Genomic DNA, 15094 nt, shown 5'->3' with positions numbered 1-15094 from the left:
ATGCGCACACGGACACTCACGCGCGGCACCACCGTACCGACCAGGAGCGCCGCCGCACTGGCCGTGCTGGCCGCCTGCGCGGCCGTGCTCGGCGGGGGCGGCCCCTCCGGCGCCGCACCGGCCGGGGCCGCCGCCGCGACCACCGCGACCGCGCCGCAGGCCGTCCAGCAGAGCCAGGACCAGTCCGACTCCTGCGACATCTACGGCAGCGTGCCGCCGAGTTCGGTGGACGGCCCGGCGGTGAAGGCCATCAAGGGCAAGCGCAGCCTGGTGATCGGCGTCGACCAGAACAGCTACCGCTGGGGCGCCCGCAACCCGAACACCGGCCAGATCGAGGGCTTCGACATCGACCTGGCCCGGGCGATCGGCACCGCCATCATGGGCGACCCGGACAAGGTGGTGCTCAAGCCGGTGGCCACCGCCGACCGGGTCGACGCGGTGCAGAAGGGCCGGGTCGACCTGATCGTCCGCACCATGACCGTCAACTGCAAGCGGATGGAGCAGGTCGCCTTCTCCAAGCCGTACTTCAGCATCTCCCAGCGGGTGCTGGTGCCGAAGACCTCCCCGGCGAAGAACCTGGACGAGGCGATCGGCGGCAAGAACGTCTGCGTCGCCAAGGGCTCGACGGCCGCCGACGTGATGGACCCGGCCAAGGGCGCCAAGAAGGACGCCAGGGCCCAGCTGACGGTGGTGGAGAACCAGTTGGACTGCCTGGTCCTGATGCAGCTCGGCAAGGTCGACGCCACCATGACCGACGACGGCCTGGCGGCCGGTCAGGCCGCGCAGGACCAGACCGTGCGGATCGTGGACGGCGACGTGCAGCCCGAGGTGATCGGCGTCGCCATGCTCAAGACCAGCCCGGACCTCACCGCGCGGGTCAACCAGGTGCTGGCCGACTACCACGCGAGCGGCGACTGGGGGCGCAGCTACGACCGCTGGTTGAAGCCGTACATGCTCAACGACGCGGAGCGCTACTGGCCGGTCCCGCACTGAGCACGCGCTGAGCACGCACTGAGCACCGCACCGGGCGCCGCACCGGTCGCCGCAGGGCACCGCACCGGGCGCCCCACCAGGCGGCGCCGCATCGCGCACGGAGCACCGCTGACGCGGGGCGTTGACGCCGTCTTGACGCCCCGCGCCCGCACCGCCCGAACGGCCACCGGCTAGGGTTCGGGACGATCACCACGGGGAGACCGGTGGTGGACACGGGGGGTTGTCGTGGGATCGCACGTCGCACAGGGCGGGATCGCACGCGAGGAAGGAAGGACACCGCGGTGGCGGCATCGGCTGGCCCGGTACTGAGCCGGGAGGAGGTGGACCGCGCGCTCGCGCGCCTCGGCGCGGAGCGGGACGCGGTCGAGTCGGCGCTGCTCGCCCTCCAGGACCACCCGGGCCTGCGGCTGCTGGACGGCGCCGAGCTGTCCGGCCGCACCCTGGAGCGCTGGTCCGTCGCCGGCAAGGGGCTGCCGCTGCTCTGGGCGCTGTTCGACCGCTACTCCGAGGCGCTCGCCTCGGCCCGCGCCGTCCGGGCCCGCAAGGCCAAGCCCGGCGGGCCCGAACTCGCCGAGCTGACCGAGCTGCTGACGGGCGACGCGGTGACCGTCCCGGGCGGCGCCGTGCCGGACGGGCCGCAACTGCTGGGCGCGCCCGCCAAGCTGGTCGAGCGGATCAGCCTGGACGCGCTGATGGCCCGGATGAACTCCTGGTACGCCACCGTGCTGGAGGTGGTCAGCGCTGCCGACGCGGTCTGGTCGGCGCTGCCGGCCCGGATCGACCTGCTGCTGGCCGAGCTGCACCGGGTGCACACGCTGGCCGCCTCGCTCGGCGTGCGCACCGGCAGCCACCCGCTGGGCGACGACCTGACCGGGCTGGAGCGGGACCTCACCGAGCTGCGCACCGAGGTCCGCGAGGACCCGCTGGCCCTGTGGCGCCCGGCCCGGGTGCCCGCCCAGCGCGGCACCGTCCCGGACGGCGAGGCCTTCGCCTCCCCCGCCGGGGTGGTGGACACCGAGCGGTTCGACCGGGCCGGGCGGGCCCTGGACGGCGTCCGGCTGGAGCTGGAGAACCTGCTGCGGCTGCGCGACGACGCCGAGGAGCGCCTCCAGGGCGTCGGCGACCTGCTCCAGCGGGCCGACGCCACCCTGGCCGAGGCCCGCCGGGCCCGCGGCGAGGTGCTGGCGAAGATAGCCTCCAGCGACGTACCCGCGGTGCCCGGCCCGGCCTCGGCGCTGCGCGAACGGATCGTCACCGCCCTGGACCTACGCCAGGCCGGGCAGTGGGGCCGGCTGGCGCCGCTGCTGGACGCGCTGGAGGACGCCGCCGCCAAGGAGCTGGCCCGGGCCCGGCACTCGCTCACCGAGGTGACCCAGCCGCTGGCCGTCCGGGCCGAGCTGCGCGGCCGGCTGGACGCCTACAAGGCGATGGCGGCCCGGATGCGGGTCGCCGAGGACCCGGAAGTGATCGAACGGTACGAGAAGGCGCGCTGGCTGCTCTGGAGCGCGCCGTGCGACCTGCGGGCGGCGGCCGCCGCGGTGGCCCGCTTCCAGCAGTCGCTGCGCCCGGCCCAGGCCGAGGCCTCCGACGGCGCGCAGGCGCACGGGCAGCACGGGCAGCACGGGCAGCAGGCGCACGGGCAGCACGCCCACGGGCACCAGGCCCACGGGCAGCAGGCACACGGGTCGGCCGGCCAGACGCCGGTCGACGGACAGGTACAGGGGGGCTGAGGTTGATGGGCGAGACGTGCGTGCGGCCGGAGTGCTCCGGCGACGGCACCATCGATGCGGACGGCTACTGCGACGAGTGCGGGCTGACCCCGGTGGGGACCACCACGGTCCCCCCGGCCGCCGCCGCCGGCGCCGCCCCGCCGACCGCCGCCGGGCCCGGCTCGCCGTGCCCGCGGGACTGCTCGGGCACCATCGATGCGGACGGCTACTGCGACGAGTGCGGGCTGACCCCGCCCGGCGGCGACACCGGCATCACCCAGCCCTACGTCCCGTCCGCCCGGGTCACCCCGGACTCCGCCCCCGGCGCCTCGATCCGCTCGCTGTCGGCCCGCACCGGCTCCGGCCGGTCGATGTCCGGCCGCTCCCGCTCGCACCGCTCGACCCGCACCGGCAGCAGCCGCTCGGTCTCGGTGCGCTCCACCCGCGGCAGCGTCAGCGCGGGCACCCGCAACCGGCTGGGCGCCGGCCTGGTCACCGTGCCGACCGTGGAGACGGCCGACCCGGCGCAGGCGGTGCTGGAGAACCCCGAGGTGCCGGAGCGCAAGCGGTACTGCTCCAAGTGCGAGACCCCGGTGGGCCGGGAGAAGAACGGCCGGCCGGGCCGCCCGGACGGCTTCTGCACCAAGTGCGGCACGCCGTACTCCTTCACCCCCAAGCTGCGCCGCGGCGACCTGGTCGGCGGCCAGTACGAGGTGCTCGGCTGCCTGGCGCACGGCGGGCTCGGCTGGATCTACCTGGCGGTGGACCGGCGGGTCAACGACAAGTGGGTGGTGCTCAAGGGCCTGCTGGACACCGGGGACGAGGACGCGCTGGCCGCGGCCGTCGCCGAGCGGCGCTTCCTGGCCGAGGTGGACCACCCGAACATCGTCCGGATCATCAACTTCGCCGAGCACCCGGACCTGCGCACCGGCTCCACCGACGGCTACATCGTGATGGAGTTCGTCGGCGGCAAGTCGCTCAAGGACATCGCCAACGACCGCCGCACCCCGGACGGCCGGCGCGAGCCGCTGCCGGTCGAGCAGGCGATCGCGTACGCGCTGGAGGCGCTGCCGGCCCTGGGCTACCTGCACGGCCGAGGCCTGATCTACTGCGACTTCAAGATCGACAACGTGATCCAGAGCGGCGACACGCTCAAGATCATCGACATGGGCGCGGTCCGCCGCTTCGACGACGACGGCGCGATCTACGGCACCATCGGCTACCAGGCCCCGGAGATCGCCACCGACGGCCCCTCCCCCGCCTCCGACCTCTACACCGTGGCCCGCACCCTCGCGGTGCTCACCTTCGACTTCCAGGGCTACAGCACCACCTACCGCGACTCGCTGCCCGGCCCCGAGGACGTCGAGGTCTTCGCCAGGTACGAGTCCTACTACCGCTTCCTGGTCCGCGCCACCGACCCGGACCCGGCCCGCCGGTTCTCCTCCGCCGAGGAGATGGCCGACCAGCTCACCGGCGTGCTGCGGGAGATCCTGGCCCTCCAGGACGAACGGCCCCGGCCCGCGCCGTCCACCCTCTTCGGCCCCGAACTGCGCGTCGTGGACACCGAGTTGGTGCTGCCCACCACCCAGCCCGGACAGCTCCGGGTGGCCGGGCTCGACCCGGCCGCCGCCGCCCTCGCGCTGCCCGTCCCCCGGGTCGACCCGGGCGACCCCAACGCCGGCTTCCTCGCCACCCTGCTCGCCGCCGACCCCGAGGAGGCGCTCGCCGCCCTCGCCGGCGCCCCCGCCGTCTCGGTCGAGAGTCGGCTGCGTGAACTGCGCTCCCTGCTCGAACTCGGCCGCCACGGCACGGCCGTGCAGGAGTTCGCGAAGCTGGAGCAGGACCACCCGGACGACTGGCGGGTGGTCTGGTACCGCGGCCTGGTCGCCCTGGTCGGCGCCGGCGCGGACCTCGCCGAGGACCCCGCCGGCACCGCCGCCGAGCCCCGCCTGCGGGCGGCCGCCGAGGCCTTCGACGCGGTCTACGACGCCTTCCCGGGCGAGGCCGCTCCCAAGCTCGCCCTCGGCATCTGCGCCGAACTGCTCGGCGACGGCGGCGACGCGGCCGAGTTCTACCGGCTCGTCTGGACCACCGACCAGTCCTACCTCAGCGCCGCCTTCGGCCTGGCCCGGGTCCGCCTCGCCGAGGACGACCGGCCCGGCGCGGTGCGGGCGCTGGAGTCCGTCCCGGCCACCTCCAGCCAGTACACCGCCGCCCGGATCGCCGCCGTCCGCGCCCGGCTGCGCGAAAGGGCCGCCACCGACCCGCTCGCCGTCGACCTCGCGGCCGGCTCCGACCAGCTGACCGCGCTGCGCCTGGACGACCGCCGCCGCGAGGAGCTCTCGGTCGAGGTGCTCGGCGCGGCCCTCGGCTGGGTCGGCGCCGGCTCGGCCGGCGCCCCGCAGGGCGCCGGCCCGGTCGTCCTCGGACGTCCCGCCGTGGAGCGGGAACTGCGCTTCGCCCTGGAACAGTCCTACCGGGTACTCGCCCGGTTGGCCGACCGGGCCGAGACCAGGATCGAGATGGTGGAACGGGCCAACCGGGCCCGCCCCAGGACGTGGGTGTAGCCGATGCCGCAGCAGACCGAGTGCCCGAGCTGTTCCGAGCCGATGGACCTTGACGACGCCTACTGCGGGCGTTGCGGGGCCGGCCGGGACGGCCGGGCGGCCCCGGGCGCGATGCCCGCCAGCTGGGCCGCCGCACGCGGTGAGGCCGTCCCGCCGCAACGCGGGCCGGTCTGCGTCAACTGCGGGCAGGCACAGGTCACCGAGGACGGCTACTGCGAGGGCTGCGGGAGCGCCCAGCCGCGCCCGCGCGACCACATGGAGAAGGCGCTCGCGGGCGTCGCCGGGGTCAGCGACCGCGGCGTGCGCCACCACCGCAACGAGGACTCCTTCACCGTCGCCGCCACCTCGCTGCCCGGCGGGGAGCCGGTCGTGGTCGCCGTGGTGTGCGACGGCGTCTCCTCCTCCGACCGCCCGGACGAGGCCTCGGAGACCGCCGTCGACGCCGCCTCCGAGTCCCTGCTGACCTCCCTGGAGGCCGGCCGCGACCCGGAGGGGGCGATGCGCACGGCGATCGCGGACGCCGCCAAGGCCGTCGCCGACCTCGCCACCGACGGCGCCGGCCCGACCAGGCCCGACGTCAACGCGCCCGCGTGCACCTACGTCAGCGCCATAGCCGCAGGCGGCCGGGTGACCATCGGCTGGGTGGGCGACACCCGGGCGTACTGGATCCCGGACGACCGGGCCGGCGCCGAACCCTTCCGGCTCACCCAGGACGACTCCTGGGCCGCCCGGATGGTCGAGGCCGGGCTGATGGGCGAGGCCGAGGCCTACGCCGACCCGCGCGCCCACGCGATCACCGGCTGGCTCGGCGCCGACGCCGAGGAGGTCGTGCCGCACACCCTCGAGTTCACCCCGCACGTCCCCGGAGTGCTGCTGATCTGCACCGACGGGCTGTGGAACTACGCCGAGGCGGCCACCGACCTGGCCTACTACGTCCGCCCGGACGCCCGCACCGAACCGCTGCTGGCGGCCCAGACCCTGGTCAAGTTCGCGGTCGCGGCCGGCGGGCACGACAACATCACGGTCGCCGTGCTGCCGATCGAACCGTCCGCCGCCGCGCTGGCGGAGATCGTGGAGACGCCGACCGCGCTGGACCTCAAGATCGTCAGGCCGGCGGCCGCCGCCGGGAACGACGACTACGAGGACTACGAGCCGACCCTGCCGGACCTCCCGGTGATCGGCTCCGCCGCCGCCCCGCTGCCCCCGGCCCCGGCCGCCCCGCCGGCGCCGCCCGCGCCCCCCGTCGCCCCGCCCGTCCCGCCGCAGCCGCCGCACCCGCCGACGGCCTGACCGGTTCCGCGCGACCGGACCGACGGCCCCCGTCCGCCGGTCCGCCCCACCGACCTGATCGCATCCACCCCTCACCCGACGGGAGCCACCGCCCCATGGCAACACTGGCGAAGCCGAACCTGCCCAGGTTCGACGTGGAGATCTTCCAGAACGAGTACCTGGCCGACGGCGCCCGCGAGGTCAACGCCATCGTCACCGTCACCTCCACCGGCGGCGGCACCTCCGGCGGCCGCCCGCTCGGGCTCGCCGACGCCGGCCCGCAGAGCGGCGACGCCAACGCGGCCGTGGTGGTCCTGGTCGACTGCTCGGGCTCGATGGACTACCCCAAGACCAAGATCAACGGCGCCCGCGAGGCCACCGCCGCCGCCATCGACGCCCTGCGCGACGGCACCGCCTTCGCCGTCGTCGCAGGCACCCACGAGGCCCGCGACATCTACCCCGGCGACGGCACCCTGGCCACCGCCTCGGCGGCCACCCGGGAGCAGGCCAAGGAGTCGCTGCGCCGCCTCACCGCGGCCGGCGGCACCGCCATGGGCACCTGGCTGTCCAAGGCCGACAAGCTCTTCCTCACCCGCCGCGACATCGCCATCCGGCACGCCATCCTGCTCACCGACGGCAACAACGAGCACGAGTCCGCCGAGGACCTCGCCCGCACGATCGAGCGGGTCACCGGCCACTTCACCGCCGACTGCCGCGGCGTCGGCACCGACTGGCGGATCGACGAACTGCGCAAGATCTCCTCCGCGCTGCTCGGCACCACCGACATCGTCGCCGAGCCCTCCGGCCTCGCCGAGGACTTCCGCTCGATGATGACCGGCGCGATGGGCAAGCAGGTCGCCGACGTCGCGCTGCGGATCTGGACCCCGGCCAACGCCACCGTCAAGTTCGTCAAGCAGGTCGCCCCCGCCGTCGAGGACCTCAGCGACCGCCGCGCCGAGGCCGGGCCCCGGGCGGGCGACTACCCCACCGGCTCCTGGGGCGACGAGAGCCGCGACTACCACGTCTGCGTCGAGGTCCCGTCCGCCTCGGTCGGCAACGAGATGCTCGCCGCCCGGATCAGCCTGGTGCTGCCCCCGCAGGTCGGCGGCGGCACCCCCGAGGTGCTCAGCCAGGGCCTGGTGAAGGCCGTCTGGACGGACGACCTCGCCTCCTCCACCCGGATCAGCCCCCAGGTCGCCCACTACACCGGGCAGGCCGAGCTGGCCTCCTCCATCCAGGAGGGCCTGGAGGCCCACCGCTCCGGCGACGTCGACACCGCCACCGCCAAGCTCGGCGCCGCCGTCCGGATCGCCCACGCGACCGGCAACGAGGGCACCTTCAAGCTGCTGCAGAAGGTGGTGGACGTGGTGGACCCGAAGGAGGGTACGGTTCGGTTCCGTAAGAACGTGAGCGAGGCCGACTCGATGACCCTTGAGACCCGGTCGACCAAGACGGTACGTGTGAAGAAGTGACCGCGAAGTGACCGCTGTAGACGTGATCGGGCCGGCCGCCCGGCGCGACGCCGCACCGCACCGGCCCGAAACGAGGGGGACCTGATGCCGATCTGCCCGAGGGGCCACGAGTCGCAGGCCGAGGACTGGTGCGACTTCTGCGGCTTCCCGATGACCCCGCCGGTCCCGGCGCCCGGCGCCCACGGGGGCCACCCCGGCGCGCCCGCCGGACACCCGCAGCACGGCGGTGCGGCCTTCGGCACGCCGCCGCCACCCCCGCCGGGGGCCGTCCCGCCGCCCCCGCCCGGGGCGTTCCCACCGCCCGGCGGCTACCCGCCGCCCGGTGCCTTCCCGCCGCCGGCCGGCCCCGGACTCACCGAGGGCCTGGCCGTCTGCCCGATCTGCCGCAGCCCGCAGACCGGGCGGTTCTGCGAGGAGTGCGGCTACGACTACGAGCTGTCCGCGCCCTCCGGCCGCCAGGCGCCGGCCGGCGGCGCGCCCTCGCCGGGCCCGGCCCAGCCCCCGCCGCTGAACATCCCGGCGGCCTACGGCGGAGCCCCGGCCCCGCAGCCGCACCAGCAGCACCAGTCCCACCAGCAGCAGGCCGCGGAGTACCAGCCGCAGGCCCCGCAGCAGCACCAGCCGCAGGCCCCGGAGTACCAGCCGCAGCCGGAGTACCCCCACACCTACGGCTACCCGCCGCCGGAGGGCGCCTTCCCGGAGGCCCCGGTCCGCGAGGACTCCGGCCCGGTGTACGCCCAGCCCGCCGGCCCCGGCCCGAACACCCGCGGCGGCGACTTCGGCACGTCCTTCCACCTGGCCCCGCCGCAGGCCCAGCCCGGCGCCCAGCCGGAGCCCACCCCGGCCGGGCCGGTGCGCAGCAACTGGATCGCGGTGGTCTCGGCCGACCGCGACTACTTCACCGACATGATGGCCCGCAGCGGCCCCGAGGCGGCCGGCCTGTTCTTCCCGCCGTACTGCCCCGAGCGCCGCATCCCGCTGACCGGCCGCGGCCAGCTGCGGATCGGCCGGCGCAGCCAGCACCGGGGCACCGTCCCGGAGATCGACCTGTCGGTGCCGCCGGAGGACCCGGGCGCCTCGCACCAGCACGCGCTGCTCGCCGAACAGGCGGACGGCAGCTGGGTGCTGGTGGACCAGGGATCGACCAACGGAACCACCGTGAACGGGGGCGAGGAACCGATCTCCCCGAACACCGCCATCCCCCTGGGCGACGGCGACCGGATCCACGTCGGCGCCTGGACGACGATCACGGTGCACCGCGCCTGACCTGCGCTTTGAGCGTACGTCAGGGATAACTCCGGCCGGGCCGGGCGGAATTCGTTTTTCCGCCCGGCCCGGCTTTTCCCGTGCCTCCCTCAGGGAATCCACAAATTCCCGTCCCCGGTGTGCACAAGACGCCTCATGAGCCCTATTCTCTGGCCTCATGACTGCTGCTATATCCGCTGACGGCATCCGCCAGCGGTACGGGGATGTGCAGGCCGTCGACGGGGTGTCGCTCACCGTCGAGGCCGGCGAGTTCTACGGGATCCTCGGTCCCAACGGGGCCGGGAAGACCACCACCATGGAGATCCTGGAAGGGGTCCGCAAGCCCGACGAGGGCCGGGTCGAGCTGCTGGGGATGGCCCCCTGGCCGCGCAACCCGAAGCTGCTGCCGCGCATCGGCGTGCAGTTCCAGGCCTCCGCCTTCTTCCGGAAGCTGACCGCCCGGGAGACGATCCGCACCTTCGCGTCGTTCTACGGGGTCGGCCCCAAGCGGGCCGACGCGATGCTGGAGCGGGTCGGGCTCTCGGACAAGGCCGAGACCCTCACCGACCAGATGTCCGGCGGCCAGGCCCAGCGCCTGTCGATCGCCTGCGCCCTGGCCCACGACCCGGAGCTCGTCTTCCTGGACGAGCCCACCACCGGCCTCGACCCGCAGGCCCGCCGCAACCTCTGGGACCTGCTGCGGGACATCAACGCCGAGGGCCGCACCGTCGTCCTGACCACCCACTACCTGGACGAGGCCGAGGTGCTCTGCGACCGGGTCTCGATCATGGACCACGGCAAGATCCTGCACACCGGCGCCCCGGCGGCGCTGATCCGCGAGATCGACGACACCGTCCGGATCAGCGTGGCCTCCGGCCAGCTGCCGGTCGAGCGGGCCCGCGAGCTGCTGGCCGCGGCCGGCGCCGACGTCGCCAACCTGGAGGACGACACCGTCTCGCTCTCCGTCTCCACCCGCCTTCCCGCCCCGGTGCTCAGCGTCCTCGCCGAGCAGAACGCGCTGCGCGGCCTCGAAGTGCGCGGCGCCACCCTGGAGGACGTCTTCCTCCAGCTGACCGGACGGGAGTTCCGCGCATGACCAGCACCTCCACCGAGCCGAAGGTCCCCGCCCAGCGCGGTGGTTCGGCCGGCTCCGCCGACGGGCGGGAGCGGGTCAGCGCGTTCTGGAGCCTGTCCCGCGCGATGCTGCTCGGGATGAAGCGCGACCGCACCGCGACCTTCTTCGTCCTGCTGTTCCCGCTGGTCTTCCTGGTCTTCTTCGGCTCCGTCACCAAGGGCTCCGCCAGCCCGCACGCCAAGGTCGCCCAGGTCGGCGCGGTCAAGCTGTTCGACTCGATCCAGGGCGACGAACGGGCCGGCCTGGACAAGGTCCTCACCATCACCAGGACCGACGACGAGGCCGGCACCCTGGAGAAGGTCCGCAAGGGCGACTTCGACGCGATGATCAGCCAGGGCCCGGACGGCAAGGTGGAGCTCCGCTACACCGCCGCCGACCAGGTCAAGGCCGGCGCGGTCCAGGGCATCCTCAACTCGGTCGTCCAGAGCGCCAACCAGGCCGCCACCCACCAGCCGGCCGCCTACGTGCTGGACTCCCAGCAGGTCGAGGACCAGTCGCTCAAGCCGATCCAGTTCCTCACCCCCGGCCTGCTCGGCTGGGCCGTCGCCACCGGCGCGGTCTTCGGCGCCGCGCTGACCCTGGTCAACTGGCGCAAGTCCAAGGTGCTGCGGCGCCTGCGACTGGCCCCGATCAGCGCCGGCGCGGTGGTCAGCTCCCGGATCGCGGTCTCGCTGGTGACCGCCTTCCTGCAGACCACCGTCTTCCTGGTCGTCGCGACGAGCTTCTTCGGGCTCAAGCTCACCGGCAACTGGTGGCTGATCCTGCCGCTGGTGGCCTGCGCGACGCTCGCCTTCATGTCGATCGGCCTGCTGGCCGGTTCGGTCGCCAAGACCGAGGAGGCCGCGAACGGCATCTCGCAGCTCATCGTGCTGCCGATGTCCTTCCTGTCCGGCTCGTTCTTCCCGCTGGACGGCGCCCCGGACTGGCTGAAGACCGTCTCCCAGGTCATGCCGCTCAAGCACCTGGTGTCGGCCGCCCAGTCGGTGCTGACCCGCGGCGGCGGCGTCATGGACGCCCTGCCCGCCATGGGCGGACTGCTGCTCTTCGCGGCCGTGTTCACCGGCATCGCCTGGAAGCTGTTCAAGTGGGAGGACGCGTAGCCGTCCGCGCACTGCCCTGACCACTCAGGCCCGACGGGGTCGTACGCCTTTCGTCCCGGTGTACGGCCCCGTCGGCGTCTGCGACCATGGTCGGGTGACAGAGATCGGACGAGGCACGTTCAGCGAGGAGACCTTCTTCGAGCAGGTCGGCGGTGAGGACACCTTCCGGCGCCTGACCCGCCGCTTCTACGAGGGCATCGCCGAGGACGAGTTGCTGCGGCCGATGTACCCCGAGGAGGACCTCGGCCCGGCCGAGGAGCGGATGGCGCTGTTCCTGATGCAGTACTGGGGCGGCCCGCGCACCTACAGCGACCGGCGCGGCCACCCTCGGCTGCGGATGCGGCACGCGCCGTTCAAGGTCGACAAGGCCGCCCACGACGCCTGGCTCACCCACATGCGGGCCGCCGTGGCGAGCCTGGAACTGCCCGCCGAGCACGAGCGGCAGCTGCTGGACTACCTGGTCTACGCCGCCGCCTCGATGATCAACACCCCGGGCTGAGCGTAGGCCTGCCGCTACCGCAGCAGGATCAGCGCAGCGGGCTGAGGCCCAGCCCCGCGCCCGGCGCGGCCGCGGTCCGCACCACCACCGAGCCCACCGGGGAGCTCAACCGCAGCCAGCCGCCCGCCCGGTGCACCGAGAGCGGCGCCTCGGGGCTCAGGAAACCGATCCGGTACGAGGCGTGCACGGCGCGCAGCGGCAGCTCCGGCAGCACCGAGACCGGGCGGGACCACACCTCGTCCGCCAGCCGGTCCAGCACCGCGCGGGTGCGGTGCTGCGCCGGGACGGCCTCACTGCGCTCGCGGAACTCCCCCACCGCCGCCATCAGTTCGCGGCACACCTCGGCCGCCGGCGGGGTCCCGACCGGCCGCCAGCCGACCCGCGGCGGCAGCAGCCCGGCCCAGGCCGGGCCGGTCACCGGCGCGGGCAGCGCGACGGCGCCCGAATCGGCGTCCACGCCGTCCAGCAGCTGGCCCGCGGAGACGGTCAGGTCCACCGGCTCGTCCAGGCCGTCCAGCCGGGCGGTGCGGATCGCCAGCACGCCGGACTCGCCCAGCGGCAGCCGTCCGAAGACCGCCAGCACGCCGTCCGCCGCGGCCGGGTCGACCGCCTGCAGCCGCACGGCCGCCGCCTTGTCGAAGCGCAGCAGGCGCAGCAGGAAGGCGGAGAGGTCGGCGGCCTCACGGGTGTCGGTCAGGGCGAGGCGGGCGGTGACGGTCAACGCGGCTCAGCTCGAATCGGTTCGGGGGTCCAGGGACTTTCAGACTGCCGCGCCGACCGGGGCCTCGTCCATGAACCGGGAGAGGAACTCCCGCTCCACCGGCGAGATCCGGCGCGGCCGGCCCGCGGCCAGGTCGTAGGGCACCACCACGGTGGAGGCCCGGACGTACACCGTCTCGGAGCCGTCCTCGTGGACGTCCTTGATGTCGTAGGAGACGGTCAGCGAGGCGCTGCCGATGTGCGTCACCCGGGTCTCCACGGTGACCGGCTCCGGCCGGTGCACCAGCGGGCGCTTGTAGTCGATCTCGTGGCGGGCCACCACCGAGCCGCCCGCGAACTCCCCGGCACCGGCCTCGGCGGCCTGGGTGAACATGAAGTCGATCCGGGCCTCCTCCAGGTAGCGCAGGAAGACCACGTTGTTGACGTGCCCGAAGGCGTCCATGTCGGACCAGCGCAGCGGGCAGGCGTAGATGTGGCGAGCCACGGGTGTTCTCCTCGGTGTCCGGTCGCCCGCCGCCGAACCTCGGTGACGGGCCGCGGCCCGGCAGGCCGCCCCCGGGGGGCAGTCTGCCGGGCCGTTGTGACAGCTGGGTGTCAGCCTCGGGTCAGCTTCTTGTACGTGGCCCGGTGCGGACGGGCGGCGTCGGCGCCCAGTCGCTCGATCTTGTTCTTCTCGTACGACTCGAAGTTGCCCTCGAACCAGAACCACTTGCTCTCGCCCTCGTAGGCGAGGATGTGGGTGGCCACTCGGTCCAGGAACCAGCGGTCGTGGGAGATGACCACGGCGCAGCCGGGGAACTCCAGCAGGGCGTTCTCCAGCGAGGAGAGCGTCTCGACGTCGAGGTCGTTGGTGGGCTCGTCGAGGAGCAGCAGGTTGCCGCCCTGCTTGAGGGTGAGCGCCAGGTTCAGGCGGTTGCGCTCACCGCCGGAGAGCACGCCGGCCGGCTTCTGCTGGTCCGGACCCTTGAAGCCGAAGGCCGACACGTAGGCGCGGGACGGCATCTCGACCTGGCCGACGTTGATCCAGTCCAGACCGTCGGAGACGACCTCCCAAAGGGTCTTCTTCGGGTCGATGTTGGCGCGGCTCTGGTCGACGTAGCTGATCTTGACGGTCTCGCCGACCTTGACCTTGCCGGAGTCCGGGGTCTCCAGGTCCTGGAGCATCTTGAACAGCGTCGTCTTGCCGGCGCCGTTCGGGCCGATGATGCCGACGATGCCGTTGCGCGGCAGGGTGAAGCTGAGGTCGTCGATCAGGACCTTCTCGCCGAAGGCCTTGTTGAGGTTCTCGACCTCGATGACGACGCTGCCCAGGCGCGGGCCCGGCGGGATCTGGATCTCCTCGAAGTCCAGCTTCCGCATCTTGTCGGCCTCGGCCGCCATCTCCTCGTAACGGGCGAGGCGGGCCTTGGACTTGGCCTGGCGGCCCTTGGCGTTGGAGCGGACCCACTCCAGCTCTTCCTTGAGGCGCTTGGCGCGCTTGGCGTCCTTCTGCCCCTCGACCTTGAGACGGGACTGCTTGGTCTCCAGGTAGGTGGAGTAGTTGCCCTCGTACGGGTAGGCGCGGCCGCGGTCGAGCTCCAGGATCCACTCGGCCACGTGGTCGAGGAAGTACCGGTCGTGGGTGACGGCCACGACGGTGCCCTTGTACTTGGCCAGGTGCTGCTCCAGCCAGTTCACCGACTCGGCGTCGAGGTGGTTGGTGGGCTCGTCGAGCAGCAGCAGGTCGGGGGCCTCCAGCAGCAGCTTGCAGAGCGCCACGCGGCGCTTCTCGCCACCGGAGAGCTTGGTGACGGCCCAGTCGCCGGGCGGGCAGCCCAGGGCGTCCATGGCCTGCTCCAGCTGGGCGTCCAGGTCCCAGGCCTCGGCGTGGTCCAGCTCCTCCTGGAGCTTGCCCATCTCCTCGAGCAGGGCGTCCGAGTAGTCGGTCGCCATCAGCTCGGCGATCTCGTTGAAGCGGTCGAGCTTGCCCTTGATCTCCTTGACGCCGTCCTGGACGTTCTCCAGGACCGTCTTGGTCTCGTCGAGCGGGGGCTCCTGGAGGAGCATGCCGACGGTGAAGCCGGGCGAGAGGAAGGCGTCGCCGTTGGAGGGGTGCTCCAGGCCGGCCATCATCTTCAGCACGGTGGACTTACCGGCACCGTTGGGGCCCACGACGCCGATCTTCGCCCCGGGGAGGAAGCTGAGCGTCACGTCGTCAAGGATGACCTTGTCTCCGTGCGCCTTGCGCACCTTGCGCATCGTGTAGATGTATTCCGCCACGTGAGATCGCTCCGGCGTCGTCGGGAGTATTCGTCTTGCAGCGTTCCATTGTGCCGCACCCGGCCGGGAGCCCCGAACCGCCGGGGTGACCCCACCGGGGTATCCGCGCCGGGATGTTCGCCCCGG

At 73.4% G+C, this 15094-nt stretch carries 12 protein-coding genes; 9 read left to right on the top strand and 3 right to left on the bottom strand.

What is annotated here, in order from left to right:
* The 9 genes from ACFV8H_RS26275 (at position 1) to ACFV8H_RS26235 (ending at position 11989) form a co-directional block, all read left to right on the top strand.
* A complete protein-coding gene (locus ACFV8H_RS26275) occupies positions 1-993 on the top strand; it encodes a glutamate ABC transporter substrate-binding protein (RefSeq protein ID WP_380404375.1) in 993 nt (330 codons plus the stop codon).
* A 281-nt stretch (positions 994-1274) separates the two neighbouring features.
* Entirely contained in the window at positions 1275-2723 is a 1449-nt protein-coding gene (locus tag ACFV8H_RS26270) for a hypothetical protein (protein WP_380404372.1), read from the top strand.
* A gap of 5 nt (positions 2724-2728) precedes the next feature.
* The gene (locus ACFV8H_RS26265) at positions 2729-5269 is read left to right on the top strand and encodes a tetratricopeptide repeat protein (protein ID WP_380404370.1); all 2541 of its coding nucleotides are present in this window, start codon (positions 2729-2731) and stop codon (positions 5267-5269) included.
* Between the two features lie 3 nt (positions 5270-5272).
* Entirely contained in the window at positions 5273-6559 is a 1287-nt protein-coding gene (locus tag ACFV8H_RS26260) for a protein phosphatase 2C domain-containing protein (RefSeq protein ID WP_380404367.1), read from the top strand.
* Between the two features lie 95 nt (positions 6560-6654).
* Positions 6655-8010: a VWA domain-containing protein gene (locus tag ACFV8H_RS26255; RefSeq protein WP_380404364.1), complete on the top strand. Its 1356-nt coding sequence runs from the start codon at positions 6655-6657 to the stop codon at positions 8008-8010.
* Positions 8011-8094: 84 nt separating this feature from the next.
* Entirely contained in the window at positions 8095-9276 is a 1182-nt protein-coding gene (locus ACFV8H_RS26250; RefSeq protein WP_380404361.1) for an FHA domain-containing protein, read from the top strand.
* Between the two features lie 157 nt (positions 9277-9433).
* Complete coding sequence (locus ACFV8H_RS26245) at positions 9434-10351, top strand: ABC transporter ATP-binding protein (protein WP_380404358.1); 918 nt, start codon at positions 9434-9436, stop codon at positions 10349-10351.
* Positions 10348-11490 (top strand): ABC transporter permease, encoded by a 1143-nt coding sequence (locus ACFV8H_RS26240; protein ID WP_380404355.1) that lies wholly within the window; start codon positions 10348-10350, stop codon positions 11488-11490. Before ACFV8H_RS26245 ends, ACFV8H_RS26240 begins: the two co-directional genes overlap by 4 nt.
* 94 nt (positions 11491-11584) lie before the next feature.
* A complete protein-coding gene (locus ACFV8H_RS26235; RefSeq protein WP_375896264.1) occupies positions 11585-11989 on the top strand; it encodes a globin in 405 nt (134 codons plus the stop codon).
* Positions 11990-12017: 28 nt separating this feature from the next.
* Here ACFV8H_RS26235 and ACFV8H_RS26230 read toward each other — a convergent pair whose 3' ends face one another.
* The 3 genes from ACFV8H_RS26230 to ettA all read right to left on the bottom strand — a co-directional run bounded on the left by ACFV8H_RS26230 (position 12018) and on the right by ettA (position 14968).
* On the bottom strand, positions 12018-12710 hold the full coding sequence (locus ACFV8H_RS26230; RefSeq protein ID WP_380404352.1) for a hypothetical protein: 693 nt from the start codon (positions 12708-12710) through the stop codon (positions 12018-12020).
* A 39-nt stretch (positions 12711-12749) separates the two neighbouring features.
* On the bottom strand, positions 12750-13193 hold the full coding sequence (locus tag ACFV8H_RS26225; RefSeq protein WP_360242622.1) for a thioesterase family protein: 444 nt from the start codon (positions 13191-13193) through the stop codon (positions 12750-12752).
* 110 nt (positions 13194-13303) lie between these two features.
* Complete coding sequence (gene ettA, locus ACFV8H_RS26220) at positions 13304-14968, bottom strand: energy-dependent translational throttle protein EttA (protein ID WP_375896271.1); 1665 nt, start codon at positions 14966-14968, stop codon at positions 13304-13306.
* Positions 14969-15094 lie beyond the last annotated feature (126 nt).

This window comes from Kitasatospora sp. NPDC059827 (assembly GCF_042731675.1).
In the GTDB taxonomy this organism is placed as follows: Bacteria; Actinomycetota; Actinomycetes; order Streptomycetales; family Streptomycetaceae; genus Kitasatospora.
This window is presented reverse-complemented; position numbering and strand designations above follow the sequence as displayed.

Bases quoted from the DNA above. Each gene is read 5' to 3' on its own strand.
- ACFV8H_RS26250 (WP_380404361.1), top strand. From the start codon at position 8,095: ATGCCGATCTGCCCGAGGGGCCACGAGTCGCAGGCCGAGGACTGGTGC.
- ACFV8H_RS26260 (WP_380404367.1), top strand. From the start codon at position 5,273: ATGCCGCAGCAGACCGAGTGCCCGAGCTGTTCCGAGCCGATGGACCTT.
- ACFV8H_RS26265 (WP_380404370.1), top strand. From the start codon at position 2,729: ATGGGCGAGACGTGCGTGCGGCCGGAGTGCTCCGGCGACGGCACCATC.
- ACFV8H_RS26245 (WP_380404358.1), top strand. From the start codon at position 9,434: ATGACTGCTGCTATATCCGCTGACGGCATCCGCCAGCGGTACGGGGAT.
- ACFV8H_RS26240 (WP_380404355.1), top strand. From the start codon at position 10,348: ATGACCAGCACCTCCACCGAGCCGAAGGTCCCCGCCCAGCGCGGTGGT.
- ACFV8H_RS26255 (WP_380404364.1), top strand. From the start codon at position 6,655: ATGGCAACACTGGCGAAGCCGAACCTGCCCAGGTTCGACGTGGAGATC.
- ACFV8H_RS26275 (WP_380404375.1), top strand. From the start codon at position 1: ATGCGCACACGGACACTCACGCGCGGCACCACCGTACCGACCAGGAGC.